This is a genomic window from Burkholderia sp. BCC0405 (assembly GCF_902833075.1).
Lineage (GTDB): Bacteria > Pseudomonadota > Gammaproteobacteria > Burkholderiales > Burkholderiaceae > Burkholderia.
The window spans coordinates 244349-270910 of sequence record NZ_CADFEO010000007.1; the positions used below are offsets into that span (position 1 = coordinate 244349).

Consider the following 26562-nt stretch of genomic DNA (forward strand, 5'->3'; position numbering starts at 1 on the left):
CGGCCTCCCCTTAACGTCCGCTGCCGAGCGCCTGCGCGGCCGGCATCGCTTCGTACGGCGTCTCGCGCACGGTCGGCTTCGACTCGCGGCGCGCGCGCAGCACGGCGATCACGCCGTACACCGCGATGCTCACCACGACGAAGATGAACAGGCCCGCCAGCGCCGCATCGATGTAGTCGTTGAAGATGATCCGCTTCATCTGCGCGATCGACTTCGCCGGCGCGAGCACCTTGCCTTCGTCCACCGCGGCCTGCAGCTTCGCGGCGTGCGCGAGGAAGCTGACCTTCGGGTTCGCGTCGAAAATCTTCTGCCAGCCGGCGGTCAGCGTGCAGATCAGCAGCCACACGGTCGGCACGATCGTCACCCACGCATAGCGCTCGCGCTTCATCTTGAACAGCACGACGGTGCCGAGCACCAGCGCGATCGCGGCGAGCATCTGGTTCGAGATGCCGAACAGCGGCCACAGCGTGTTGATGCCGCCGAGCGGATCGACCACGCCCTGGTACAGGAAGTAGCCCCACGCGGCCACGCACAGCGCGGTGGCGACCAGGTTCGCGGGCAGCGACTCGGTGCGCTTGAGCGCCGGGTGGAACGTGCCGAGCAGGTCCTGCAGCATGAAGCGGCCCGCGCGCGTGCCGGCGTCGACGGCCGTCAGGATGAACAGCGCCTCGAACAGGATCGCGAAGTGATACCAGAACGCCATCATCGCTTCGCCGCCGATCACCTGGTGCAGGATGTGCGCCATGCCGACGGCCAGCGTCGGCGCGCCGCCCGCGCGCGCGATGATCGTCGTTTCGCCGACGGCCTTCGCGGTCTGCGTCAGCATGTCGGGCGTCAGCACGAAGCCCCATTGCGTGACCGTGTTGGCCACCGCTTCCGGCGTCGAGCCGAGCACGGCGGCCGGTGCGTTCATCGCGAAGTAGATGCCCGGCTCGATCACGCACGCGGCGACCAGCGCCATGATCGCGACGAACGATTCCATCAGCATCGCGCCGTAACCGATGAAGCGCGCGTTGGTTTCGTTGTCGATCAGCTTCGGCGTCGTGCCCGACGAGATCAGCGCGTGGAAGCCCGACACGGCCCCGCACGCGATCGTGATGAACAGGAACGGGAACAGGTTGCCCGACCACACCGGGCCCGTGCCGTCGACGAACTTCGTCAGCGCGGGCATCTTCAGTTCCGGCGCGACGACCAGGATGCCGATCGCGAGGCCGAGGATCGTGCCGATCTTCAGGAACGTCGACAGGTAGTCGCGCGGCGCGAGCAGCAGCCACACCGGCAGCACCGATGCGACGAAGCCGTAGCCGATCAGGATCCACGTGAGCTGCGTGCCCGTGAACGTGAACCATGCGGCGAGCGTCGGCGAATCGTGCACGTGCTGGCCGAACGCGATCGACGCCATCAGCAGCACGAAGCCGATGATCGACACTTCGCCGATGCGGCCCGGGCGGATGTAGCGCGTATAGACGCCCATGAACAACGCGATCGGAATCGTCGCGGCGACGGTGAACGTGCCCCACGGCGAATTGGTCAGCGCCTTCACGACGATCAGCGCGAGCACCGCGAGGATGATCACCATGATCAGGAACGCACCGAACAGCGCGATCACGCCGGGCACCGTGCCGAGCTCCATCTTGACGAGGTCGCCGAGCGAGCGGCCGTCGCGGCGCGTCGAGATGAACAGCACGATGAAGTCCTGCACCGCGCCGGCGAACACGACGCCGGCCAGGATCCACAGCATGCCGGGCGTGTAGCCCATCTGCGCGGCGAGCACGGGCCCGACGAGCGGCCCCGCGCCGGCGATCGCGGCGAAGTGATGGCCGAACAGCACGTACTTGTTGGTCGGCACGTAGTCGAGGCCGTCGTTGTACTTGACGGCCGGCGTCATCCGCAGCCCGTCGAGCTGCATCACCTTGCTGGCGATGAAACGGCTGTAGAAGCGATACGCGATCAGATACACGCAGACTGCGGCGATCACGATCCAGAGGGCACTGACGCGCTCGCCGTGTGCGAGTGCGATCGTGCCGAACGAGAACGCGCCGAGCAGCGCGACCGCGATCCAGAGCAGGGTACTGGAAGCCCGATTCATGGCGTCTCCTGGTCTCCAATGTGGTTTTGATGGCATGCGGCTAAGTGGCCGCACACGCGTGACGTCGATGCGTCGCGCCACGGCCTCGCAAAGGCCGCGGCGATGGGCCGTAGTATTCCGTGCGACGGGGGCAGCTTACAAGCGGATAACTACGTATGCGGAGCTACGTAGAATTACGTAGATGCGTGCGCAACGTTCGGGTGGAAAGCATAGGGAACGCGCCGGCCTGCCCGGCGCGGCACGATGCAAAACGGCCGGCGACAGAGGTGCCGGCCGCTGGTGTGAAACGCATGATTCCCGCAATGCGCGCCGCCATCCTCGCAGACGGCGCACCGCCACGGAATGCCTTCCTACGACTGCCGCTCGGCTGCCACGACCGGCTCTGCCCGGCTTTCGCGCGCGCCGCTCGCCGCCGCCGGCTTCTCCCAGAACGTCGCGTTCGCGATGCCGAGCGCGGCCGGATCGAACGACGGCTCGCGTCCCGCGCGCTTCTGCGCTTCGTAGTCGCGCAGCGCCTTGAGCGCCGGCTTCTGCAGCAACAGGATCGCGACGATGTTGAGCCACGCCATCAACCCGACGCCGATGTCGCCCAGCGCCCACGCGACGCTCGCGCTCTTCACCGCGCCGTACAGCGTCGCGAGCAGGATCACCGCGCGCAGCACGAACGTGCCGGCGGCGCTGCTGCGCGCGCGGCTCAGGTACGCGACGTTGGTTTCCGCGATGTAGTAGTACGCGAGGATCGTGGTGAACGCGAAGAAGAACAGCGCCATCGCGACGAACGCCGCGCCGAAGCCCGGCAGCACCGATTCGACGGCCATCTGCGTGTAGCCGGGGCCGGCCTCGACGCCGGCCGCGCCCGAGAACAGCGTACGGCCGCCCGGCGCGACCACGTTGTACGCGCCGGTGATCAGGATCATGAAGCCCGTCGCCGAGCAGACGAACAGCGTATCGACATAGACGGAGAACGCCTGCACGAGCCCTTGCTGCGCCGGGTGCGTCACTTCGGCGGCAGCCGACGCGTGCGGGCCGGTGCCCTGCCCCGCTTCGTTCGAATAGACGCCGCGCTTCACGCCCCACTGGATCGCCATGCCGAGCACCGCGCCGAAGCCGGCCTCGAAGCCGAACGCGCTTTCGAACACCAGCTTGACGACGCCCGGCAGGCGCTCGATGTCGAGCGCGATCACGACGCACGCGATCAGGATGTAGCCGAGCGCCATGAACGGCACGACGATTTCCGCGACGCGCGCGATCCGCTTCACGCCGCCGAAGATGATGAGCCCGAGCAGCAGCACGAGCACCGCGCCCGTGACGGGCTTCGCGATGCCGAAGGAATTCTCGATCGCGGACGAGATCCCGTTCGCCTGCACGCCCGGGAGCAGCAGCCCGCACGCGAGCACGGTGGCAATCGCGAACGCCACCGCATACCAGCGGATGCCGAGCCCCTTCTCGATGTAATACGCGGGGCCGCCGCGATACTGCCCTTCGCGCCGCACCTTGTAGATCTGCGACAGCGTCGATTCGACGAACGCGGTGCTCGCGCCGAGGAACGCGACGAGCCACATCCAGAACATCGCCCCGGGCCCGCCGAACGTGATGGCCGTCGCGACGCCCGCGATATTGCCCGTGCCGACGCGCCCCGACAGCGACATCGCCAGCGCCTGGAACGACGACACGCCTTCCGCCGAAGCCTTGCTGCCGCGCATCAGGCGCAGCATCTCGACGAAATGGCGAACCTGCGCGAAGCGCGTGCGCAGCGAAAAGTACAGCCCCGCGGCAAGGCAGAGAAAGATGAGCGCGGGGCTCCAGATGACACCGTTGAGCGATTCGACGAGTTGTTCCATGAGGCGTTTCTGTTGAAGGCGAGGATGGCGCGTGGCGGAGGGTCGGATCCGTCGCGTGACCGCGCGGCGTCGCGACTACAGACAAATCCGAATTTATCTTTCATTTATATTACATGCCTTACGATCTTCTTCGCATTGGGGTGTCCCCCAAGTGCGCGTGACGAACCCGGGCGGCGTTGCAACGACGGGATCGGCAATCGGGCGGCGCGGCGTGCGCCGTGCGCCGGGCGCCGGGCGCCTCGAATCTCACGGCGCGGCAAGGCCCCGCGCCCGAACGGCATTGATCCCGGCCCGCGCGCACCGTACAGTGATCGCCTGCCTCGATACCGGAACCGCCATGCCGATCGGATTTCAGAAAATGCACGCGAACGGCGACGACTTCGCAATCGTCGACCTGCGCGGTCAGGATCGAGCGCACGCGATCGATGGCGACCTCGTGCGGCGCATGGGCGACCGCCATCGCGGCATCGGCTTCAACCAGCTCGCGGTCGTGTCGGACTGCGACGACGCGGCGGCCCGCGTCGCGTTCTGGAACGCCGACGGCTCGCCGCTCGACACCTGCGGCAGCGCGACACGCGGCGTCGCATGGCGATTGATGCGGGAAACCGGCCTGTCGTCGCTCGTGCTGCGGACTCCCCGCGGGTATCTCGTGTGCTCGACGGCGGCGAGCGGCCTCATCACCGTCGAGATGGGCAGGCCGCTCACCGGCTGGCGGGACGTGCCGCTCGCAGAGGCGCTCGACACCCTCGCGCTGCCGCTGCCCGGCGCACCGGCCGCATGCAACATGGGCAATCCGCATTGCACGTTCTTCGTCGACGACCTCCGCGCGATCGATGTCGCGGCGCTTGGCCCGGCCATCGAAACGCATCCGCTGTTTCCGCGGCAGACCAACGTGCATTTCGTTCAGGTCATCGATCGCACGCACATTCGCCTGCGCATCTGGGAGCGCGGCGGCGGCGTGCCGCTCGGTTCGGGATCGTGTTCGTGCGGGGCGGTCGTCAACGGCATCCGGCGCGGGCTGCTCGACGAAATCGTGCGGGTCGAGTGCGACGGCGGTGACGTCACCGTTCAATGGGACGGCACTGACAGCGTGTTCTTGAGCGGGCCGGTCGCGTTCGGGTTCGACGGGTTGTGGGTGGACGGGGAGGTGACGGCAAGCTGATCGCAGGCATTCGCGGTGCGGCGTGAATCACGATACCGATTCGCGCCGGATGCGCAGCGGCAACGCAGCCACATCGTCATCGATCGTCAACGTAATTCGTTCGCCGCCATGATGTGGCGCCCGGCCTCCAACGATCGCGCCGACGCGCGGGGCCATTCATCGCCCGCGGTCGGCGTGGCCCGGCACGTGCCGGGCCGCATGCATCACTGCTTGTCGTCGAGTTTCTTCGGCTTCGGCGGCGACGGCACCTTCGCGTACTGGAACGCGGGCGTCGCTTTCAGCGCATCCTTCGTCGCACCCGGCAGGTAGATGTTGCCGTTGCGCACGTCGAGCGACGCGATCGGCACCGCGACGTCGTGCGCGGCCACGCCGAGGAAGCCGCCGGCCGACACGATCGCCGCCGACACCGAGCCGTCCGGTGCGACGATCAGGTCGCGCACGGTACCGACCTTCTGGTTGTCGTCGTTGTAGACGGCCTTGCCGAGCACGCTCTTCTTCACGCTCCAGCCTTCGAGCAGCGCCTGCGATTGCTCGACGGTCACGCTGATCGGCTGCGCACCCGCGATCTGCGCGTGCGCGCTGACGCTCGATGCGAGGACGGTTGCTGCGATGAGGGTCTTGTAGAAAGCCATGCTGTCATGTACTCCGGTGAATTGTTGTCGGTGTCGGCGGCCGGCCAAGCCGCCTCCGTGCCTGCGCCGCGTGAAGCACGGCGCATCGCACCGGCCCATGTTAGCGCCACTCGCGCAACGCTGCATCGGACGCGATGACGCAGCCCCCGTCATGCGCGCCGCGCGACGGCGACATTACGGACACCGCAACGAATCGCGAACGCGGTCAAACTCCGGCAGGTAACGCGCGTAGTTTTCCTCCCGCGCGGTGTAGATCAGCACACAGGTCTTCGTGTCGCCGGACGTCACCACGGCCGCCTGGTGCACGATTTCATCGTTGAACGCCCCCTTGTGCTCGCACGTCATTGCGGGCCGGCCCGCTATCGTGCCGTTCTCCGCGTGCGACCATTCGATCGCGCTGCCACCGTCCTTGACCGCATCGACCATCTCGTCGCAGAAGCTCGACGGCGTATCGTCGCTCTTGTCGCCGATGACGAACTCGATCCCCGCCGACATCAGCCCGAACCTGAAACGCCGGATCCGGTAGGTCGCGTCGCCGCGATCCTCCGGCTGGTTCGCGACCCGCCATCCTGCCGGCAGATGCAGCTCCGCCGGCGCCGGATAGTCGCGCACGAGCCGCAGGTCGTTGTCGAAGTTCAACACGCCCGCGACACCCAGCGCCACGATCGCCACGGCAATCGACAGCCAGACGCCGAGCAGCGTCAGCAGGCCGATGCCCGCCGCACGCCAGTTCGATTGCAGCGCGCCGCCGGCGGCCCGATGCGCGTCCACGGCCGCGCGTTGCGCGTGCCGTGCATAGAAAATCGTCCCGGCGAGACCGGCAATGACCACCGCATGCACGAGCGCGTGCGGCACCACCGTGGGTTCCGGTATCTCCGCCGCCGCGTACAGCACGATCGACACGAGCGTGACGAGCGCCGTGACGAGCATCTGCCGCTGTGCGAGCGCGCGGTGGCCGAGACGCCGTGCGTTCGCCGCGAGCAGGATGCCGCCGGCGAGCGGCGAGCCGAGCAATGCCGCCCAGCCGACGCCCGCCATCGTGTACAGCTTGCCGGGTGGGATCGGTGCCGGTGCCGGTGCCGGTGCCGTCATACCGGAAGCAGCGGGTTCGCCCGGCATGGCCGGTGGGTCAACGGACGGGAAATCACTCATGTCGGCATCGCTTCCGTCACGCGTTGCGCGACCGCGCGCGTCGTTGCCGCACGGCGTCGGCCAGCACGTCGAGCACCGGTTCCGTCTGGGTCCAGCTCAGGCATGCATCCGTGATCGATACGCCGTACTTCAGCGGCACGCCCGGCTTCAGGTCCTGGCGCCCGGCCTCGAGATGACTCTCGACCATCACGCCGACGATTCGCTGCTCGCCCTGCGACAGTTGTCGCGCGAGATCCTGCGCAACGTCGATCTGACGATCGTGCGACTTGTTCGAGTTCGCATGCGAGCAGTCGACCATCACCTGCTCGCGCAAGCCGGCCTTGCGCAGCACCGCGCAGCTCGCCTCGACATGTTCGGCGTCGTAGTTCGGGCCGTTCTTGCCGCCGCGCAGGATCACGTGCGCGTCGTCGTTGCCGCGCGTCTCGAAGATCGCGGCCATCCCCATCTTCGTCATCCCCATGAACGCATGGCTCGCCGCCGCGGCGACGATCGCGTCGGACGCGACCTGCACGCCGCCGTCGGTGCCGTTCTTGAAGCCGATCGGGCAGCTCAGGCCCGACGCGAGCTGGCGATGGCTCTGGCTTTCGGTCGTGCGCGCGCCGATCGCCCCCCACGCGATCAGGTCGGCGATGTATTGCGGGCTCAGCAGGTCGAGGAATTCGGTCGACGCCGGCAGGCCCAGCGCGTTGATGTCGAGCAGCAATTGCCGCGCGGCGCGCAGCCCTTCGTTGATGCGGAAGCTGCCGTCGAGACGCGGATCGTTGATGTAGCCCTTCCAGCCGACCGTCGTGCGCGGCTTCTCGAAGTAGACGCGCATCGTGATCAGCAGGTCGTCCTTCAGCGCATCGGCGGCCGCCTTCAGGCGGCGCGCGTAGTCGAGCGCCTGGTCGTGATCGTGGATCGAGCACGGGCCGACGACAAGCAGCAGCCGGTCGTCGAGGCCGTGCAGGATGTCGCCGATTGCGCGGCGCGTATCCTCGACGAGCGTCTGCGTGGCGGGCGGCACCGGCAGTTCGTCCAGCAGCAGCGCCGGCGAGATCAGCGGGCGCACGGCGCCGATGCGGACGTCGTCGATGCGCGTGGTGTCCTGCGTCGCGTCGGCGCTGCCTACCTCGCGATCGTGGGAAGGATTGTCGAGGTTCTGCATGGTGATTCTCCGGGGACGTCTGGAATGATGGGCAGGCTCGATTATGGCACCCGGGCGGGACGGCGGCGGATTGCGGCGGGGGAGCGCGCGCGGCTGCATGACGGCAGCGCGACGGAGATCAAAAGGCGAAAGAAAAAAGGCGACCCGCGGAAGGTCGCCCGGCCATGCGCCGCATCGCATGCGGCGCTCCTTGCTTCTTGCACTGCAGCCGGCAAGGCTCGTTCGCAAGCCCGTTATCGGCGTGAACAGGCCCTAATGCAGCGTTTCGGGCGCCAGCGAATTGCTCGGCAGCAGCGACGTCAGCCAGCAATTGCTCGGCGCGGCTTTCCCGTTGAAACGGTCGTAGAGCCACGGCAGCATGCCGGCCACCCACGGCACGATCGCGCCCGCATGTTCGAGCGGATACTCGTTGTACGTGACCGGCGTGCCGCTCGCGCAGAACTTCTGCGCCAGTGCGCGCACGTCGTACGCCATCATCACGCCGTCGCCCACCTGGCTGCTGAACGTGCCATCCAGCGCGCCCGCCGTGCCCTGGCCGATGAACATCGGGATCGTCGGCGCTGCGGCCAGCCCCGCATTCACCTTGTTCGCATACGTCACGTACACGGGAATGCTGTTGATGTCGTTCGCGTATTGCGGCTTGAACAGCGTGCCCCAGTGCAGCCCCGTGTACTTCGGCAGGATGTACGCGAGCGACTGGCTCTGGATGTCCTTGAACACGGCGACGCCGGTATCGCTGAGATAGGGCGTCAGGTCGAAGCCGTAGCCGCGCGACAGCCCGGCCAGCGCGGCCGCGGCTACGCCGCCCCAGACGATGCTGCCGTCGACGTAGCGCAGATTGTGGGCGGGGTCGACCAGCACGCCGCCTTCCGCCGCGCCGACGAGCTGCCGGTTGATCTCGGGCGCATAGCTCGGCGCGAGCTGCGCGGCCCAGTTCGTCGCGATCGCACCGCCGGAATAGCCGATCATCGCCACCTTGCTAGATGGGTTCAGGCCGGTCGACGGCGTATTGAGCGCCGCACGAATCGAATCGAGCGTGGTCATCCCGTATTCGGGGCCGGCGGCGAAGTCGGCGGTCTGGCCTTCCGTATCGGGCACGATGATGTTGTAGCCGAGCAGCAGCAGGGTCGACAGCGGAATCGATTCCGCGCTGTAGAGCAGCGTGCCGACGTTGATGACCTTCGTGACGTCGCGGTCGCCGGCGATCACCTGCGACGGCTCGTCGTATGGGTTCAGCGAATCGTAGGCCGACTGGTACGAGATCGCCTGGCCGTTGCTGACCGGGCTCCGGATCACGGACGTCACGTTGACGACCGGCTGGTTCAGCGCGTTTTGGGTGCGGTACAGCAACTGCTGCGCGGTCAGCGCGGTGGGAATGCCGGCCACGTGATAGGTGACGTTGCGCGTCTTGAGCACCGTGCCCGGTGGAATCGATGCCAACGGCGTGGCGCCGGTGTACGTGTAGAACGGGTCGGACACGGTCTGCGCGGCGGCGCTGGCCGGCGGTGCGGCGACGGCCAGCGCGGCGGACACGGCCGCCGCGGCCATCATGAAACGTCTGGAGGACATGGTTGGAGCCCCTGGGATAACCTGCTTGCATCGAAGGAAGTTCGGCGGTGTTGCAGACCATCGTGTGTACCGCTTCAAGACCGTTTCCGAGCCATCGACTGTCTCCTGTGAATGAGTAATCCGGCTTGTTCTGAATCCATCGTTTTAGTAGGAGTACAAACCGCATCAATTGAAGCACAACGCGCACGCACTCGATGGGCGTTTCCCCTTGTTTGAAGGTAAACGTCTAGACCCGCCGCCACGCGATGCGGGGGGCGCCGGCCGTTCGGCCGACTGTCCGTGTTTTGTCGAAGTGCCGTACGATCACGGCTGTCCGGTACCGAAGGCCGCACCGTGCGATGCCGGCCGCGCCGTGCACCGCTTGCCTGTAACCGATCGCTCCCTGCCCAACCGACACGCCACGATGACCGTCTCCGAACTGCTCCGCGCCATCCGCCAACCGTATGCCGACCTGCTCGCGAAAGCCGCTGCACAACCGGCCGTGATCGTCGAACCGGCCTACCGGCGTGCCGACGGCACGCTCGCCGCCGAAGGGCCGCTCGCGTTGCCGTGCCGGGCCGACATCATCGCGACCGAAGGCGAATCGGCCGGCCAGCCGGCGAGGGTCGATTCCGCCACGCAGCTGGCGTTCGAGCCGTTGGCATTCGACCTCGAAACAGCGGCCGTGTCGATTCGCCCGTTCGTGTGGGACTGGGCCGCGATCGAGGCCGGCGGTCTCGACGAAGGCGCGGCCGTCGACGCGTTCAAGACGTGGTTCTTTGCGTGGTTCGATGGCGACGACGAAAACGCGCCGGCCGAAGATGGCCTGCACGGGATCGTTCACTACCTGTCGGAACCGGTTCGCACGGAACAGGGGTGGCGCGTCGATACGGATCTCGGCTCCGCACCCGAGACGGCCGTCGAGGATCTGCTGTTCCGGCTCGTCGATGCGGGCGCCACGCGGATCGTGCTCGGATAATGCCGTACTTCATTCTTCACCGGCCCATCATGAAAAAAACCTTTGCCGCCCTGCTGCTCTGCGCGTCGCTGCCCGCGTTCGCCACGGTCTCCACCGAGGTGTACTGCTTCAAATCGGACGGCGACAAACCCGTGCGCTTCGAGATGCGCACCTACTACGACGACGCCGTCAATTGGTCGGGTGGCATGGTCCGCTATGCGAAAGAAAAAACGGCCCTGCCGCTGGTGGTCGAGCACGTGGACGAGGAAGTGCTCGCCGAGGACCGACCGCACCAGTTCACGACGACCTGGGTCGAGATGGTCGACGGCAGGATCAATGGGCGGTACGAGATGATGTCGCAGGGCGCGATGATCTATTCGATGACCTATACCAGCGCGCGCACCGGCAAGCAGACCGCGTTCGGTAGGGCACTGGACGTCGACGCCTCCGAACAGAACGGGTGCCGCTGGTGATGCGCCCGCTGATCAGGATGGTGCTGGCGCTGATCGCGCTGCGCGCGGGCTTCGCGGACGCCGCACCGCGCACGGTCTACGAAGGAACGCTGCAAGGCGCCGGCGCCGTCGTGATGGAACTCGACGATCGCCCGGCTGCGGATGGTTCAATCTCGGGCCGCTACTTCTATGCGCAGTACGGCGTCGATATTCCGCTGCACGGCACGCCCGCAGAATTGATCGAACCGCTCGTGCGAACGCAGTTGCCGGACGATGCGCGCGTTCCATTGGGATTCAACGAGCAAGCCAATTTCGATCATGCCGCCGCCACCTGGCAGGGCACGCGGGACAAGGCCGGCTATCGCGGCCAGTGGACCGACGCGCGCACCGGCAAGACGCGCAATTTCGCGCTGCGGCGCATCGCCGAATACGATCCCGACGCGGTTGCGCCCGGCTCCGTCGAAGCGATCACCAACCGCATCGCCGGCGGCGTCGGCAGCGGCATCGCAAGCGGCGTGGCCATCGACATGCGGCAGGCGCCCTATGCAACGCTGAAGCTCGCCGGGCACGCGCAGCCGGCCGGCCCCGAGGTCGGAGACGGCACCGTCGCGTACCGGATGTGGCGCGATCCGCGCACGGAGCTCATGTATCCGCGTCTGAGCCGCCATCCCGATCCGGCGGTCATGGCGCAAGTCAACCGCCTGCTCGAACAGCAGCACTGGCAGATGAATCTCGCCGCGCTCGAATGCGCGTCGACCCGCTATACCGACGACGAGCCGGCGGCCGGTTCGCTCGGCGGCTACGACGACGAACAGGTGACGGTCACGTGGCTGTCGCCTGCGGTACTCGGCATCGTGGAATCGGGCAGTACGTACTGCGGCGGCGCCCATCCGAACAATCACTACGATCCGGTCACGTTCGACCTGCTGCGCGGCACGTACCTCGACTGGAATCGCGTGATCGACGCGACTACGGCAGGCAAGGATGGCAACCCGGCAACGAGCCCCGCACTGGTGAGTTTCATCACGCGGCTGCGCGATAAGGGCGAATCCGGCACTCGCGCGACGGATGGAAGCGGCGATTCGATCGCGTGCACCGACGTGTTCCCGGAATATCTGGCGTTCGAGTTCGATGCGCCCGGCAAGCTGTCGTTCAGCGTCTCCGGCATTGGGCACGCGATGGGTGTGTGTCTCGGGCCGCAACTCGGTGTTTCGTTTGCGGCGCTCGCGCCGATCCTGAAGCCGGGCGGCTCGCGCTATCTCGTACCGGGCGTCAAGCTGAAGTAACGCGGGGGTGCGTGCGATTTCCGCATCGCGCCCCGGCCCGGCCGCGTGGCGGCGGGGCCGGGCCATGCTCACGCACCGCAGCCGCTTGTGTCAGGACGCGTCGCCTTGCGCGCCGACGTCGATGCCCAGCTCGCCGGCCATCCGCTGAACCAGCGCACTTAGCCGCGCCACTTCGTCCGCGAGGCGCTTCTGTTCGGCCTTCAGCGCTTCGAATTCCGAAGGCGGAACGGAATCGGCGCCGCCGGCATCCGCGCTCGCGAAGTCGGCCATGTTCACTTCGCCGCACATCAGGTGCATCCAGCGGTTCTCGCGCGCCCCCGGCGCACGCGGCAGCCGGACGACGAGCGGCTGCGCGCGCGCCGCGAGCTCGTCGAGGAACGCCTCGACCGACGAAATATCCGCGAAACCGTGCAGGCGCGCGCTGTTCAGGCGCAGTTCGGCGGCCGTCTGCGGGCCGCGCAGCAGCAGGATCGTCAGCAGCGCGATCGCCTGGCTCGGGATGCCGAGCACGCGGTTCATGTTGTGCTCGAAACGCGGCACGCGGCTGCTGCTGCCTTCCATCACGAGGCTCAGGTGCTTCAGCCCGTCGAGCGCGGTCGTGACTTCATCCTCGCTGACGCTCATCACCGGCGCGCGCGCGGTTTTCTGGTTGCAGCCCGCGGTCAGTGCATTCAGCGACAGCGGATAGGTGTCCGGCACCGTGTGCTGTTTCTCGACGAGCACACCGAGAATGCGGGCCTCGAGAGGCGTGAGTTCGCGAAGGGCGCGTGGCGTGGGCATATCCGGCGTGGTGTTCATGAGTGGCGTCGCAGCGTGCAGCAGGTGAAGGGAAACGGTCGCGGCCCGTCCGGCATCGCGCACGGGCGAGCCATATGATAGCTCGCGTAGCCGGCGCCGCGCGGCGTGCGGGCGCGCGTACTTGCCGCAGCAGGCGCTCGTCCAACCTATCGGCCGGCCGGTGCCGTGCGGCGGATCCCGCCTCCTTGCACGCGGCGGCGTTTGCGTGGCGCGCAGGCGGGCGCTACGATATGCGTCACCCTGACGCCCGCGGCGGCGCGCGAGCGCATTCGCACGCCACACCACGCATCGCTTGTCCCGCACGCGTTGCCGCCACGCCTGTGCACTCGTCGACGCCGCTCATCCCGTTCACCCCTTCGAACCACTCACCGCCATGACCGCCTCCTCTTCCGCACCGCACGTGCGCGCCATCGTCACCGGACACACGCGCGGCCTCGGCGCGTCGCTCGCCGAACAACTGCTGCTGGAAGGCGTGGCCGTGCTCGGCGTGTCGCGCAGCCGCCATCCGTCGCTCGCGTCGCAAGCGGGCGACCGTTTCGCCGAAATCGAACTCGACCTGTCGGACACGTCGGCCGTCGCTGCCTGGCTGGCGGGCGACACGCTACGCCGCTTCGTCGACGGCGCATCGCTCGTGCTGCTGTTCAACAACGCGGGCATCGTCGATCCGATCGGCCCGCTCGCTGCGCAAGACCCGGCAATCGTCGCGCGCGCGGTCGGCGTGAACGTCGCGGCACCGCTGATGCTGTCGGCCGCGCTCACGCAAGCGGCATCGGCCACGACGGAATGCCGGATCCTGCACGTGTCGAGCGGCGCGGCACGCAATGCGTACGCGGGCTGGAGCATCTATTGCGCAACCAAGGCGGCGCTCGATCACCATGCGCGCGCAGTCGCGCTCGACGCGAACCGCGCGCTGCGGATCTGCAGCGTGGCGCCGGGCGTCGTCGATACGGACATGCAGGCGACGATCCGCTCGACCAGCGAGGACGACTTCCCGATGCGCGAGAAATTCGACCAGCTGAAGTCGAGCGGCGCGCTCGCGACGCCCGAGGCGGCCGCGCGACAGCTGATCGGCTATGCGCTGAGCGATGCGTTCGGCTCGGCGCCGACGGCGGACGTGCGGGAACTGCCGAGCCACTGAGCCAGGGCCTGTTCACGCTGATAACGGGCTTGGGCCGGCCCTGGCCGCCACGCAGCCCGTCAACGCCCTTCGAGCCGCTTCGTCCAGTCTTCGACCTGCCGCTCCGCCCGGCGCTTATCGAGCATCTTGCGCCAGCCGGGCGGCAGTATCGGCACGTCGCACAGCGCATCGAGCGCGGCCAGGTCGAGCGTGCGCCGGTACAGCACGTCGAGCACAGTCGACAGCGGCCATTGCGGATAGCCGCGCCGATGCAACGCCAGCACGTCGCCCGGCGCCACCCAGCCTTCCTGCAGCACGCGGTAGTACCAGCCCGTCCGGCCGCTCTGCTGCACGAGCGCGGCCATCCGCGGATGATCGAAACGCGTGTTCAGTTTCCAGCACGGTTGCCGCGACTGCGACACCTGAAGCACGGCGCCCCCCAGCGTGAATTCGTCGCCGAGACACACGTCGCGCTCGGTCACGCCGTGCGTCGACAGGTTCTCGCCGAACGCGCCCGGTTGCGCAAACACGTCGCGCGCGCCGATCTGTGCCGACCACCACGCATAGTGATCGTGCGCATAGTGGTGGACCGCCTTGTCGGGGCCGCCGTGGTGCCGCGCATCGGCCTGCTCGTCGCCGGCAAAGCCGAGCGTGCCCAGCCACAGACGCGAGGCGACCGGCTGCTTGTCGATCGCGCTGGCGTGCGGCGTACCGGCCAGCGGCCGGCTCTTGCCGATCCGCACCGCGCCGATGGCGGCCGAGATCGCCGGCCGTGCCGCATCGCTCATGTCGTCACACCGTCGGGCAGCGCTGCGAGCAAGCGTTCGAGTTCGCGCGTGCGCGCGTCGCCGAGCGGCATCAGCGGCTTCCTCGGTTCGCCCGCATCGAAGCCGCGCAGGCGCAACCCGGCCTTCACGGTCACCGGCAACCCGCCGTTCACGATGAACTGCAGCAGCGGCAGCTGCGCATGAAAGACCGACCTGGCGCGCGCCAGGTCGCCCGCGCGCATCGCGTCGAACAGCGCCAGCGGCAACGCCGCGTTCAGGTTCGGCGCGGCCGTGCACCATCCGGCTGCGCCCGCTGCAAGCGCGGCGAGCGCCATCGGATTGCTGCCGTTGTAGAACGGAATCGCGCCGTCGCTCAGCTGCGCGAGCCGGTGCATCCGCCCGATGTCGCCGGTGCTCTCCTTCACCATCGTCACGTTGTCGACGCTCCGGCAGATCGTCGCGATCAGGTCCGGCGACATGTCGACGCCGCTCGTCGCGGGGTTGTTGTACAGCATGATCGGGATGCCGATGGCGTCGCCGATCGCGCGATAGTGCGCGACGATCTCGTCGTTGGCGAGCTTCCAGTACGACACCGGCAGCACCATCACCGCATCGGCGCCGGCCTGTTCGGCGAAGCGCGCGCGGCGCACCGCGCCCGCCGTGGTGAGATCGGAAATGCCGACGACGGTCGGCACGCGCCGGCGCACCGCGCGAATCGACGCGGTGGCGACCGCCTCCCATTCGGCATCGGACAGGTACGCGCTTTCACCGGTACTGCCCAGCGGCGCGATCGCGTGGACGCCGTCGGCAATCAGGCGCTCGATCAGCGCGTCGAGCGTTTTCAGGTCGATGGCGCCGTCGGCGGAGAACGGTGTAACCGGGTAGGCAATGATGCCTTTCAACAGGATGGACACGATAGGTATTCCTCAATGATGATCTGACATGACCGTGGCGAATCGCCCGCTCATTCGACGCAGTCCCGGTGCGTACGCAACGCCCTGCGCGCGTAGTAGTCGAACGTCACCGCATCGCGCTTCGGCTTCGAAATCCAGTCGTGCGCTTCGCGCGCCAGCGCCGGCGGCACCGGCTTGATCTCTCCGGCCGACATCGCGAGCAGTTGCAGCTTCGCGGCCCGCTCGATCAGCAGCGCGAGAATGCATGCTTCCTCGATCGTCTTGCCGACCACGAGCTGGCCGTGGTGCGACAGCAGGATCGCGCGCTTGCTGCCGAGCGCCTTCGAAATGATCTCGCCCTCCTCGTTGCCGACCGGCACACCGGGCCAGTCCTTCAGGAACGCGCAATCGTCGTACAGCGGGCAGGTATCCATGTGCGACACGACGAGCGGCTGCTCGAGCATCGACAGCGCCGCGACGTGCGCCGGATGCGTATGGATGATGCAGTTCACGTCCGGGCGCTCGCGGTAGATCCACGTATGGAACCGGTTGGCCGGATTCGGAATGCCTTCGCCATCGACGACGTCGAGATCCTCGTTCACGCGCAGCAGGTTCGCCGCCGAAATCTCGTCGAAACCGAGCCCGAGCCGCTGCGTGTAGTACGTGCCGGCGTCGCCCGAGCGGCAGGTGATCTGCCCGGCCAGGCCCGAATCGTGGCCGGCGTCGAACAGGATCCGGCACGTGAGCGCGAGCTTCTGCCGCGCGGACCAGCCGCTGTCGCCCACCGCGTTGTCCAGGCGCCGCTCCGCCAGCGCGACCAGTGCCTCCTTCGTCAGATTCAGCGTTTCCGCCATGTTTACCTCCTGATTGGATCGGGTCGGTCGCGCCGTCCGCGGCCGCTTTCCCGGAGAAACATGACACACAATACACCACAGGACACTTTGTGTCATGCGCTACAATCGGTTTTTCGAAGGACACCTGGCGCCCCATGACGATTCGCCTGAAACTGCTCAGAAAACAGAAGGGCTGGACACTCGACGTGCTGGCCGACGAGACGGGCCTCACCAAGAGCTACCTGTCGAAAGTCGAGCGCGGACTGAGCGTGCCGTCGATCGCGGTCGCGCTGAAGCTGTCGAAAGCGCTGAACGTCGACGTCGAGCAGCTGTTCTCGGAAAGCCACAACCGCGAGCTGATCACGGTCACGCGCGCGGGCGAGCGCACGGCGATGGGCGCGGCAGCCGACAGCCACGCACATCGCTTCGAGAGCATCGCGGCCGGCGTCGCGCCGAAAAAGATGCTGCCGTTCGTCGTGCATCCGCCGCACGCATTCGTCGCGTCGACGTTCCGCGAGCACGAAGGCGAGGAGTTCCTGTTCGTGCACAAGGGGCGCGTCGAAATCGAATTCCCGAACGAGACGGTGCAACTCAAGACCGGCGATTCAGTCTATTTCAACGCACTCATCCCGCACCGCACGCGCAGCCTCGGCACCGCGCAGGCGGAGATCCTGGTCATCGTCAGTCACGACGACTAGCATCGTCACCTTTTCGCGCAAGGATCCCCGATGGTCACGAAGGCCACCGCACCGTTCCAGCAGATCAAGACACTCGTTCGCCAGAACGTCGAATCGGGCGACTGGCGCCCCGGCGATCGCATCCCGTCCGAGCTCGATCTCGCCGCGCAGTTCGGCGTCGCACGCATGACGGTCAACCGCGCGCTGCGCGAGCTGACCGAGGAGGGCGTGCTGAAGCGCATCGCGGGCGTCGGCACCTTCGTCGCCGAGGTGAAGCCGCAGTCGAACCTGCTGATGATCGCGCACATCCGCGACGAAATCCGCGCGCGCGGGCACGAATATCGCTGCCGCGTGTTGAGCCGGTCGAGCGAACCCGCGTCTTTCGACGTCGCGGCCGCGTTCGGCCTGCCGGTCAACACGCCGGTGTTTCATGTGGTGTGCGTGCACGAGGAAAACGGCCGCCCGATCCAGCTCGAGGATCGCTATGTGAACCCGGCCGCCGCACCCGGCTTCATCGACCAGGATTTCCAGGTCGAGCCGCCGTCCGAGTACCTGTACAACAACGTGTCGCACGACGAACTGGAGATCGAGCACGTGGTCGATGCGTCGTTGCCGACCGGCGAACAGGCGCGGCTGCTCGACATGCGCGCCGACGAGCCGTGCCTCACGCTCACGCGCCGCACCTGGACGAACGGGCAACCCGTCACGTTCGTGCACTTCCTGCATCCGGGCAACCGTTACCGGCTCGGCTCGCGCTTCAAGCCGGGCGCCGGACGCCACCCGACCTGATCCTGTTCCCACGCATGCAAACACCCGGCGGCCGTTTCGTCAGAAAACGGTCGCCGCGCCCATCGTGCACGCCCGCCGGCGTCAGATCGCGCCGGCCTGCCCCGCGCCACGCGACCATACGACCGGAAACAGCGGGTGATCGAGCGGCGCGCCGTCGGGCAACTGCTCGGCGAGCCCCGGGAAATCGGGCGACGTCTTCCAGCGGCGCGGCGCATGACGGATATCGTCGCCGACGAAGCGGATCGAGAACGCACGGCGGCGGTTCTGCGTACCGCCCGACGCATGCAGCGTGAGCATCCGGAAGCACACCATGTCGCCGGGCTCGAGCGCCCAGCGACGGATCGGAAATGCCGCGCGGTCGCCTTCGATGTCCGGCAGATCCGCGAGGCTGCCTTCCGGGAACCACTTCGCTTCCTTGTCCATGAACGTGCGCGGCATCAGCCACGGCCCGAGATGCGAGCCCGCGACGAATTCCAGCGTCGATTCGAGCGGCACCGGATCGACCGGAATCCACATGCTGACGTTGTCGTCGCCTTCGATGTTGTAGTACGGCTGGTCCTGGTGCCACGGCGTGCGCTGCCGCGTGCCGGGCTCCTTCACGAGCAGGTGGTCGTGATGGAGCCGCACGTGTTCGGTGCCCATCAGCGCGGCGGCGACCGACGGCGCCGGCGAGCGCACGATGAAGTCGCGATACGCGTCGTTGTGCTGCCAGTTGCAGAAATCCTCGAAGAACCAACCCGGATCGTCGGGCCGGCTCGCGACTTTCGCACGCGTGCTCGGCCGTGCGAGATTCGCGTCGATGCCGGCGCGCAGCACGCCGACTTCGTCGGGCGAGAAGATGCCCTTGATGCAGACCGCCCCTTCCTCGCGGAACGCGGCGATCAGGTCGGGGGTCACGGCTTGCGCGACGCGGTCCTGGATACTCGTCATGGTGTGCCTGTCGATTGGATGAATCACGGAATCACGGTGCGGAAGTCAGCGGCTGCTTCGCGCCGTAGATGTCGAAGTCGAAATATTTCGCGGCGATCTTCTGGTACGTGCCGTTCGCGCGGATCGCGACGATCGCGTCGTTCAGCCGCTTCTTCATCGCTTCATCGCCCTTGCGCACGCCCATTGCGACGCCGTAGCCGGTGATCCGCACGTCGGTCACGTCGGGGCCCGCGAACGCGTAACCCTTGCCGCGCGGCGTCTTCAGGAACGAGTAGCCGGCCTGCGTCTTGTCCTGGAAGGTCGCGTCGAGGCGACCGTTGACGAGATCCTGGTACACCTGGTCCTGGTTCTGGTACGAGACGATCGTCACGCCCTTGGTCGCCCATTCGGCCTTCGCGTACGCCTCCTGCGTCGTGCCCTGGTCGATCCCGACGCGCTTGCCCGCGAGCGATGCGGCGTTCGGCAGCAGCTTCGAGCCAACGGGCGCGACGAGCGCGCCCGGCGACGCATACAGCTTGTTCGAGAAGTCGATCTGCTTGAGCCGCTCGTCGGTGGCCGTCATCGCGGACATGATCACGTCGAACTTGCGCGCGCGCAGCGCCGGAATCATCCCGTCGAAGCCCTGCTCGACCCATACGCACTTCGCATGCAGTTGCTCGCAGATCGCGTTGCGCAGGTCGATGTCGAAGCCGGCGAGCGAACCGTCGGGCTGCTTCGCCTCGAACGGCGGATACGTGGGGTCGATGCCCCAGCGGATCGTCGACATGTCCTGCGCGAACAACACGAGCGGCGCGAACGCCAGCGCGGTAACGAGGAGCTTTGCAGTGCGGTTCATGGCGTGTCCTTGAAGGTCTCGACGCGGCGGGCAAGCGCCGGCGTCCGGTGGGGAGCGGTGCGCCGGAACGCCCGGCACGGTGCGCGAAAGACGGGGACTTCGATGGAACTGCGATGCAGTCTAGACCGCTTAATTTTCGAGCGCAAGCAGGGGAAACGGGGGCGGGGTGGATGGGAGACATGAGCCGGGAAGGAAGAATGCAATTGCGCCTGCAACTTGACTGTCTGGCAGGGATTTCCTCGCATTCCTGGGGTGTTTGACCTGCGGGATGCACACCGGCACAGAGCGTGTTTTTCCGGATATAGGTGAGATGACGATGTCTATACCGGTAATCCCGGCACGGTCTCGCCCAATTCGGCCGCGCTGCGCAGCCGGCCTTCGAGCGCGCCGCCGTCGGCGGCCGCCACCGCCGACGCGAGCGAGGTCAACGCAAACGAGCCGATGATCGCGATCCGTTTGAACAACATCGCGTTTCCTCCTTGCGTGCCGCGCGCGCCGAAGCGCGGCCGATGCAATGCGCCCGGCACCCCGTGGCGCCGCAAAACGCCGCGCCGCGTCCGGCGAAACCGCGATTGCCCGCGGCATCCGGCCATGTTAAAAGTCGTCGCACGCATTTGGAAATGAAATGCTTGAATCCACAGAAGTGCAGAAATGAATAGACCCCTGTTCGACCTCGACCTGCTGCGTGCGCTCGTGATGGTCGCCGACTGCGGCAGCTTCACGACGGCGTCCGCGCGCCTGCATTCGACGCAGTCGACGGTCAGCCAGAAGGTGCGCCGGCTCGAGGAAATCGCTGGGCACCGCCTGCTCGACCGCGGCACGCGCGACGTGCGGCCGACCGATGCGGGCGTGACGGTGCTCAGCTACGCGCGGCGCATGATCGCGCTGAACGACGAGATGCTGGAAGCGCTGTCGGGCGCCACGGTCGCGCTGACGATCCGGCTCGGCGTGCCCGACGATTTCGCGGCAGGCCGCACGACGCATGCGCTCGCGGCATTCAAGCGCGCACATCCGCAGGTGAAGCTCGAAGTGACGTGCGGGCTGAGCCGCGACGTCAGCGCCGCATACGACCGTGGCGAGCTCGACCTCGTGCTGATCAAGCAGCGTCGCGACAGCCGCGAGGCCGTCGTGCGCTGGCCCGAGAAGCTGCGCTGGATCGACAGCGCAAAGCATCCGTCGATCGGTCTCGACCCGGTGCCGATCGTCGTGTTTCCGCCGCGCGGGCTCTATCGCGACGACATGATCAAGGCGATCGAGGAGCGCGGCCGCCGCTGGCGGATCAGCTTCACGACGTCGAGCCTGAGCGGCATCCAGGCCGCCGTCGCGGACGGGCTCGGCATCAGCGTGCTGCCGGCGCGCGCGGTGACGGACGAGCACGTCGTGCTGACCGCGAAACAGGGCTTCGCGCCGATCGAGCACATGGACATCGCGATCCTGCATCGGCCGACGGCCGACCCGATGGTCAGCGAACTGACGAAGGCGCTCGCGACGATGCTGGAGCACGAGGAGTAGCAAGCAGGCCGGATGCGGCGGCACCGTGAAGGACGCCGCCGCGCCGCCGGCACCGCCGATGCGGCACGATCGCGGGCGCATCGGCGGTGCCGGCGCCCCCATCCCCGTCAGAACATCGTGTTCCCGTTCGCGGCCTGCTCGGGCACGGGTTGATTGACGTCCCAGTGCTCGACGATCTTGCCGTTCTCGAGCTTGAAGATGTCCATGATCGCGCTGCCGCGCGTGCCGGGTTCGCGTACCGCATGCACGTGCAGGATCACGTAGTCGCCGTCGACGAACGAGCGCTTGATCTCGCTGTGCGACCGCGGATATTTGTCCCGCAGGAATGCAACGAATTGGCGGAAGCCGTCGCGGCCGTCGGCCGCGTTCGGGTTGTGCTGCACGTAGCGATCGCCGACGTACGCGAGCGCGGCGTCCGCATCTTTCTCGTTCAGGCCTTTTTCGTAGAACGCGAGCACCGTCCGCCGGTTGGCCTCCTGCTGCGCGTCGGTCGGCCCAGCCGCCACCGCATGCGCGGCGTTCACGGCGAACAGGGCCGCCGCCATCCATCGTGCGGCCCGTGCCGCTGTCGTGCGTCGCATCGTCGTCTCCCGGGAAATCCGGCTGAAAACCGGATCATACCGGGGCGACGCCGCGCCCCCGCTTCACTCAGGCCAGCGCGCCGTTGCGCGCGACGATCTTCCCCGACGACACGACGAGCCGCCGCAGCGGCCGTGCGACGACCGCCTCGGCGAACGTCAGTGCATCGACGAGCACGACGTCCGCGCGGCTGCCCGGCTGCAGCCCGTAGTCGGCGAAACCGCACCCGCGCGCGGCGCTGTGCGTCACGCAGTCGAGCGCGACTTCCAGCGCATCGTCGCGGCGGAAATCGTTGCGCATGCCGATCAGCATCGCGCGTTCGAGCATGTCGGGCGACCCGTACGGCGTCCACGTATCGCGCACGCCGTCGTTGCCGCCGATGACCGTCACGCCCGCCGCGCGGCACGCGGCCACCGGCGGCACGGGCACCGCCGCCGGCGCGGTCGTGACGAGCCCGACGCCGAGTTCGGCCATCCGCGCGAGCAACACATCGCGCTCGCGTTCGGCGATATCGCCGAGACAGAACCCGTGGCTGATCGTCACCTTGCCCTGCATGCCGTGCGTGGCCGTGCGCTGCAGGATCAGGTCGAGCGAGTGCGCGCCCATCGATCCGCGCTCGTGCAGATGAAGGTCGAGCCCGCGGCCGTGGCGCTCGGCGATCGCGAACAGCACGTCCACCGCCTCGACCGCATCGCCTTCGATCGCGCACGGGTCGAGCCCGCCGAGCAGATCGGCGCCGGTGGCGAGGGCTTCGGACAACAGCACAGCGGTGCCCGGCCGCTTGAGCACGCCCGACTGCGGAAACGCGACGATCTGGATTTCAACTTCCCCGCGTAGCGTCTCGCGCGTCGCGAGCACGCCGTGCAGATGCCGCAGCCCGGCTTCGGTATCGATGTCGACGTGCGTGCGGATGCGCGTCGTGCCGGCCGCGAGAAACGCGCGCGCCAGCGCGAGCGACGCGGCGCCGGCGTCATGGCCGCTCGTCGCGCGATAGTGGCGTTCGTTCTCGATCCGGTCGACGAGGCGCGGCCCGACCTGGTTGCGATACCACGGCATTCCCCAGTGCGTCTTGTCGAGGTGCGTGTGGCCTTCGACGAGGCCGGGCAGCGCGAGCGCGCCCGCGCCGTCCTCGATCACGCAGCCGGCGGGCGCGTCGAGCGACGGGCCGATGCGCGCGATCCGATCGCCTTCGATCAGGATGTCGAGCGCGGCGCCGGCGCTCGGGCGGACGTTGCGGATCAGCAGGTTCGTCATGTCGGTTCCGGGGTGGTCGGTTGGTGCGGTCAGTGCCATCGGTGAGAAGGGGGCACGGCGCGTACCGTACCGCCGGTCGGGTGAGTCAGCGCGCCAGGCGCAGCGCGGGCGCGAACGGCGCGCCCGTGTCGCTTTCGCCGCGACGGAACACCCAGCGCTCGGCCGGCACGCCCGCGACGGCCGCCGCCGCATTCGGCGCACGCACCGCGACGAACGTCGCATCGCAGCCGACCGCGATTCCATAGTTGTCCTTTCCGATCACGCTCGCGCCGGCGTGCGTCGCCATGTCCAGCGCGATACCGAGCGCTTCATCGGTGTAGAAGCCTGATCGATAGCCGACCATCATCGCGCGCTGCAGCATGTCGCCGTTACCGTATGGCCACCACGCGTCGCGGATGTTGTCGTTGCCCGCGAACACGTGCACGCCCGCATCGCGCAGCGGCCGCACCGGCGGAAACGCGCAGTCGCCGGGCGCATTCGTCAGGATCGACACGCCGGCTTCGGCCAGCGCGGCCGCGGTGCGTTGCACGTCGTCATCGCTCACCTGGCCGAGCGCGTAAGCATGGCTCACGTTCACGCGGCCGCCGAGCCCTGCCGCGCGCGTGCGCGCCGCGATCCGCAGCAGCTGCGCGATGCCCGTTTCACCGGGCTCGTGCAGGTGAATGTCGATCTTCGCGCCGCGCTTCTCGGCGATGCCGAACACGATGTCGAGCTGGCCGTCCGCATCGCCGTCGAGCGTCGTCGGGTCGATCCCGCCGACCACGTCCGCGCCTTCACGCACGGCCGCGTCGAGGATCCCGGCGGTGCCGGGGCACGACACGACGCCCGCCTGCGGGAACGCAACCAGTTCGATATCGACGATGCCGCGCCATTGTTCGCGCGCAGCCATCACGGCCTGCAGGTTCGACAGGCCCGTGGTCGCATCGACGTCGACGTGGCTGCGCATCGCGACCGTGCCGAACGCGGCGGCCTGCGCGATCAGCGCATTCGCGCGCTCGACGATCGGCCGCGCGGCCGCGAGCTGGCGCTTCTCGACCGCGAGCCGCTCGCGCAGCGTGCCGACCGGTTCGTGCGGCACCCAGCGATCGCCAACGAAGCTCTTGTCGAGGTGGATGTGACCGTCGACGAAGCCGGGCAGCACGACGCGGCCGTCGAGGTCGATCGTTTCCGCGCCGGGCGCGGCGGCGCAATCGGCGCCGATCGCGGCAAAGCGGCCGTCACGGACGACGAGGTTGATGGGCTGGCCGCCGGCATCGACGGCGTTGATGAAGAGACGATCGGTCATGGCTCGGAATATGGGGCGGTCGCGGCGCGGCACCAGCGCGGACAGGGGAAGGAACCGCAGCCGGCGCGGCGCGACCGTTGGCAGGGAATCGGGCCACGATATCGGACGCCGCCGCCCGAGGCCAATTAAATGTCGCGATGCCGCGCATTCGATTTCGCGATGCGCGTCGCGCGAGACCGCCGGGCCTGGCGATGGGGCGGGATCGCGGTGAAGACCGCGGAAAAGCCGATGGCCGCGCAGCGTCGGCCTCCCCCGAAAGCGGGCGTCCGGAAGCCGCGTCGCGCCCTTGTCGGGCGTCGCTTCGGCGCCCCGCCGGGACGGCGATTTACGCGGCAACAGACTTTACACGTTGTTACCCGGCCGCACCGGACGCGCTTCCCCCCATTCCTTATACTCACGCCGAGTTCGCCACCCGTCCCGGCATTCGTCGGCGGACCCGTTGCCGATGCAGGAAACACCATGATGCGCATGCCTTCCACGAAGACCGTTCTGTTCGCCTCGCTCGTCGCCGTCGCGGCGCTTCCGCTGACCGCCTGCGTCGCACCGGGTTACTACGGCGCGCAGCCGGGCTATCCGCAGCAGCAATACGCGACGCCCGGCTACGCGCAGCCCGCGTATTCGCAACCGGGCTACGTGCAGCAGCAACCCTATCCGAACCAGGCGCCGCAGCCGTACGACCCGTCCGGCAACCCGCAGCCATACGGGTCGCAGCAGCCGTATGACCAGTACGGGAATCAGCAGCAATACGGCAACGGCTACGGCACGCAGTACGGCACGGTCGCGAACATCCAGCCGGTCAACGGCTCGGTCGGCCCGTCGGGCGTGGCCGGCACCGTCGTCGGCGCGCTGGTCGGCGGCCTGGTGGGCAACCAGTTCGGCCGCGGCCACGGCCGCGATGCGGCGACCGTGATCGGTGCCCTCGGCGGTGCGGTGGCCGGCAACCAGATCGGTCAGCAGATGGGCGCCGCGCAAGGCCCGAGCAGCTACCGGATCGACGTGCAGGTCAGCGACGGCACGATGCGTTCGTTCGACGTGCAATCGCCGGGCAATCTGCGGCCGGGTGATCGCGTGCAGATCAACGGCAATCAGCTGGCGCGGTATTGATGCCGATACGGTGCGCCTGACCTGATCGGGCGCATCGTCGCGCGTTTGACGTCATGCGCCGGTTCGGCGCGACGGTACGCCTGCTTCACGTCATTCCTCATCCTCCGTGCCGACGCGACGCGCATGACGCGCCGCCGGTACCTCCTCAGTCCGTCCACCTTCGCGTCAGCCTCCAGCGCGACGCATCGCACGGCCGTTTCGCCGCTCGTCTGCACGGACCGAGCGCGTTGCCGTCGCACGCGACGCGCACCGAGCGCGATGCGCGTCGACCGCACGGCCGCCCGCGGATGCCCCGAACGCCGCCACGCGTCATCCAGATTCCGATTAGCATAGGCACGATGCAACCCGCGGCCGCAGCAGCCTGCGCCGACGTGCACAACCCTCTACCAGAATCCCCTCGATGACGATCACGACCCGCCTGCTCGATGCGGCCGACGCCGCCCGTTTCCAGACCGTCCGCCTGCGTGCAGTCGACACCGCGCCCACCTCGTTCCTGCCGACGCTCGACGAAGAATCGCAGGTGCCCGTCGACGAATTCGCGACGCGCATCACGCCGACCCACGAACGTGCCGTGTTCGGCGCGTTCGACGGCGATACGCTCGTCGGCATCACCGGCGTGCGCCGCGATGCGCGCATGAAGATCGCGCACAAGGCGACGGTCTGGGGCGTGTTCGTCGATCCCGCGTATCGCGGGCAAGGCATCGCGCAGACGCTGCTCGAAAGCGCGACCGCGCACGCGGCGCAGGCGTGGGGCTGCAAGCAGCTGATGCTGTGCGTGAACGAGGTCAACGGCACCGCCGAGCGGCTGTATGCGTCGCAGGGGTTCGTCCGGTTCGGCACGGAACCGCGCTCGCTGTTCGTCGACGGCCGCTTCTACGACGAGCATCACATGGTCAAGACGCTGGCGTAACGCGTTCAATCA

General features: G+C 67.8%; 26 protein-coding genes. 10 read left to right on the forward strand and 16 right to left on the reverse strand.

Going from position 1 to position 26562, the window contains the following annotated elements:
- Positions 1–10 precede the first annotated feature (10 nt).
- Entirely contained in the window at positions 11–2089 is a 2079-nt protein-coding gene (locus HWX36_RS14140) for a carbon starvation CstA family protein (RefSeq protein ID WP_175952701.1), read from the reverse strand.
- A 350-nt stretch (positions 2090–2439) separates the two neighbouring features.
- Positions 2440–3930 carry an alanine/glycine:cation symporter family protein gene (locus HWX36_RS14145; RefSeq protein WP_175952702.1) on the reverse strand — a complete coding sequence of 497 codons (1491 nt, stop codon included), beginning with the start codon at positions 3928–3930 and terminating at the stop codon, positions 2440–2442.
- 337 nt (positions 3931–4267) lie between these two features.
- Between HWX36_RS14145 and dapF the strand changes: the two genes are divergently transcribed.
- Entirely contained in the window at positions 4268–5092 is an 825-nt protein-coding gene (gene dapF, locus HWX36_RS14150) for a diaminopimelate epimerase (RefSeq protein WP_175952826.1), read from the forward strand.
- Between the two features lie 203 nt (positions 5093–5295).
- Here the strand turns inward: dapF and HWX36_RS14155 are convergent, their stop codons facing one another.
- From HWX36_RS14155 to HWX36_RS14170, 4 genes are all read right to left on the reverse strand, one after another.
- Complete coding sequence (locus tag HWX36_RS14155; RefSeq protein ID WP_175952703.1) at positions 5296–5724, reverse strand: PRC-barrel domain-containing protein; 429 nt, start codon at positions 5722–5724, stop codon at positions 5296–5298.
- A gap of 174 nt (positions 5725–5898) precedes the next feature.
- A complete protein-coding gene (locus HWX36_RS14160; RefSeq protein WP_175952704.1) occupies positions 5899–6816 on the reverse strand; it encodes a hypothetical protein in 918 nt (305 codons plus the stop codon).
- Positions 6817–6892: 76 nt separating this feature from the next.
- Entirely contained in the window at positions 6893–8023 is a 1131-nt protein-coding gene (locus tag HWX36_RS14165; protein ID WP_244136419.1) for a 3-deoxy-7-phosphoheptulonate synthase, read from the reverse strand.
- A gap of 252 nt (positions 8024–8275) precedes the next feature.
- Positions 8276–9592: a lipase family protein gene (locus HWX36_RS14170; RefSeq protein WP_175952705.1), complete on the reverse strand. Its 1317-nt coding sequence runs from the start codon at positions 9590–9592 to the stop codon at positions 8276–8278.
- Positions 9593–9995: 403 nt separating this feature from the next.
- Between HWX36_RS14170 and HWX36_RS14175 the strand changes: the two genes are divergently transcribed.
- The 3 genes from HWX36_RS14175 to HWX36_RS14185 are packed head-to-tail and all read left to right on the forward strand — an operon-like array spanning position 9996 to position 12267.
- Positions 9996–10550 carry a hypothetical protein gene (locus HWX36_RS14175; protein ID WP_175952706.1) on the forward strand — a complete coding sequence of 185 codons (555 nt, stop codon included), beginning with the start codon at positions 9996–9998 and terminating at the stop codon, positions 10548–10550.
- Complete coding sequence (locus HWX36_RS14180) at positions 10550–11002, forward strand: hypothetical protein (RefSeq protein WP_244136420.1); 453 nt, start codon at positions 10550–10552, stop codon at positions 11000–11002. Before HWX36_RS14175 ends, HWX36_RS14180 begins: the two co-directional genes overlap by 1 nt.
- Positions 11002–12267, forward strand: coding sequence for a hypothetical protein (locus HWX36_RS14185; protein ID WP_175952707.1), 1266 nt, complete (start codon positions 11002–11004; stop codon positions 12265–12267). The genes HWX36_RS14180 and HWX36_RS14185 overlap by 1 nt, the downstream gene beginning before the upstream one ends.
- 90 nt (positions 12268–12357) lie before the next feature.
- Here HWX36_RS14185 and HWX36_RS14190 read toward each other — a convergent pair whose 3' ends face one another.
- A complete protein-coding gene (locus HWX36_RS14190; protein ID WP_175952708.1) occupies positions 12358–13065 on the reverse strand; it encodes a YceH family protein in 708 nt (235 codons plus the stop codon).
- Positions 13066–13438: 373 nt separating this feature from the next.
- Between HWX36_RS14190 and HWX36_RS14195 the strand changes: the two genes are divergently transcribed.
- The gene (locus HWX36_RS14195; protein ID WP_175952709.1) at positions 13439–14203 is read left to right on the forward strand and encodes an SDR family oxidoreductase; all 765 of its coding nucleotides are present in this window, start codon (positions 13439–13441) and stop codon (positions 14201–14203) included.
- Between the two features lie 59 nt (positions 14204–14262).
- On the opposite strand, the gene HWX36_RS14200 is transcribed toward HWX36_RS14195, so the two are convergent.
- Genes HWX36_RS14200 through HWX36_RS14210 form a run of 3 tightly spaced genes read right to left on the reverse strand, consistent with a single transcriptional unit; the run spans position 14263 to position 16696 of the window.
- Complete coding sequence (locus HWX36_RS14200; protein ID WP_175952710.1) at positions 14263–14970, reverse strand: MOSC domain-containing protein; 708 nt, start codon at positions 14968–14970, stop codon at positions 14263–14265.
- Positions 14967–15863, reverse strand: coding sequence for a dihydrodipicolinate synthase family protein (locus HWX36_RS14205; RefSeq protein WP_175952711.1), 897 nt, complete (start codon positions 15861–15863; stop codon positions 14967–14969). Before HWX36_RS14205 ends, HWX36_RS14200 begins: the two co-directional genes overlap by 4 nt.
- Positions 15864–15913: 50 nt before the next feature.
- Positions 15914–16696 carry an aldolase gene (locus HWX36_RS14210; protein WP_175952712.1) on the reverse strand — a complete coding sequence of 261 codons (783 nt, stop codon included), beginning with the start codon at positions 16694–16696 and terminating at the stop codon, positions 15914–15916.
- A 134-nt stretch (positions 16697–16830) separates the two neighbouring features.
- On the opposite strand from HWX36_RS14210, the gene HWX36_RS14215 reads away from it, so the two are divergent.
- On the forward strand, positions 16831–17373 hold the full coding sequence (locus HWX36_RS14215; protein WP_175952713.1) for an XRE family transcriptional regulator: 543 nt from the start codon (positions 16831–16833) through the stop codon (positions 17371–17373).
- A 30-nt stretch (positions 17374–17403) separates the two neighbouring features.
- Complete coding sequence (hutC, locus tag HWX36_RS14220; protein WP_175952714.1) at positions 17404–18141, forward strand: histidine utilization repressor; 738 nt, start codon at positions 17404–17406, stop codon at positions 18139–18141.
- Between the two features lie 81 nt (positions 18142–18222).
- Here hutC and HWX36_RS14225 read toward each other — a convergent pair whose 3' ends face one another.
- From HWX36_RS14225 to HWX36_RS14235, 3 genes are all read right to left on the reverse strand, one after another.
- Positions 18223–19071 carry a phytanoyl-CoA dioxygenase family protein gene (locus HWX36_RS14225; protein ID WP_175952715.1) on the reverse strand — a complete coding sequence of 283 codons (849 nt, stop codon included), beginning with the start codon at positions 19069–19071 and terminating at the stop codon, positions 18223–18225.
- A gap of 31 nt (positions 19072–19102) precedes the next feature.
- Positions 19103–19906, reverse strand: a complete 804-nt coding sequence (locus tag HWX36_RS14230; RefSeq protein ID WP_175952716.1) for an ABC transporter substrate-binding protein — start codon at positions 19904–19906, stop codon at positions 19103–19105.
- A 320-nt stretch (positions 19907–20226) separates the two neighbouring features.
- Positions 20227–20373, reverse strand: a complete 147-nt coding sequence (locus HWX36_RS14235; RefSeq protein WP_244136421.1) for a hypothetical protein — start codon at positions 20371–20373, stop codon at positions 20227–20229.
- Between the two features lie 184 nt (positions 20374–20557).
- Here HWX36_RS14235 and HWX36_RS14240 point away from each other — a divergent pair, with 184 nt between their 5' ends.
- Positions 20558–21418 carry a LysR family transcriptional regulator gene (locus HWX36_RS14240; RefSeq protein WP_175952717.1) on the forward strand — a complete coding sequence of 287 codons (861 nt, stop codon included), beginning with the start codon at positions 20558–20560 and terminating at the stop codon, positions 21416–21418.
- A gap of 107 nt (positions 21419–21525) precedes the next feature.
- Here the strand turns inward: HWX36_RS14240 and HWX36_RS14245 are convergent, their stop codons facing one another.
- The 3 genes from HWX36_RS14245 to HWX36_RS14255 all read right to left on the reverse strand — a co-directional run bounded on the left by HWX36_RS14245 (position 21526) and on the right by HWX36_RS14255 (position 24536).
- Entirely contained in the window at positions 21526–21999 is a 474-nt protein-coding gene (locus HWX36_RS14245; protein ID WP_175952718.1) for a nuclear transport factor 2 family protein, read from the reverse strand.
- A gap of 67 nt (positions 22000–22066) precedes the next feature.
- On the reverse strand, positions 22067–23251 hold the full coding sequence (locus tag HWX36_RS14250; RefSeq protein ID WP_175952719.1) for an amidohydrolase family protein: 1185 nt from the start codon (positions 23249–23251) through the stop codon (positions 22067–22069).
- Positions 23252–23336: 85 nt separating this feature from the next.
- Positions 23337–24536 carry an amidohydrolase family protein gene (locus HWX36_RS14255; RefSeq protein ID WP_175952720.1) on the reverse strand — a complete coding sequence of 400 codons (1200 nt, stop codon included), beginning with the start codon at positions 24534–24536 and terminating at the stop codon, positions 23337–23339.
- A gap of 459 nt (positions 24537–24995) precedes the next feature.
- On the opposite strand from HWX36_RS14255, the gene HWX36_RS14260 reads away from it, so the two are divergent.
- Complete coding sequence (locus HWX36_RS14260; RefSeq protein ID WP_175952721.1) at positions 24996–25640, forward strand: glycine zipper 2TM domain-containing protein; 645 nt, start codon at positions 24996–24998, stop codon at positions 25638–25640.
- 400 nt (positions 25641–26040) lie between these two features.
- On the forward strand, positions 26041–26550 hold the full coding sequence (locus HWX36_RS14265; protein ID WP_175952722.1) for a GNAT family N-acetyltransferase: 510 nt from the start codon (positions 26041–26043) through the stop codon (positions 26548–26550).
- Positions 26551–26562: the final 12 nt, after the last annotated feature.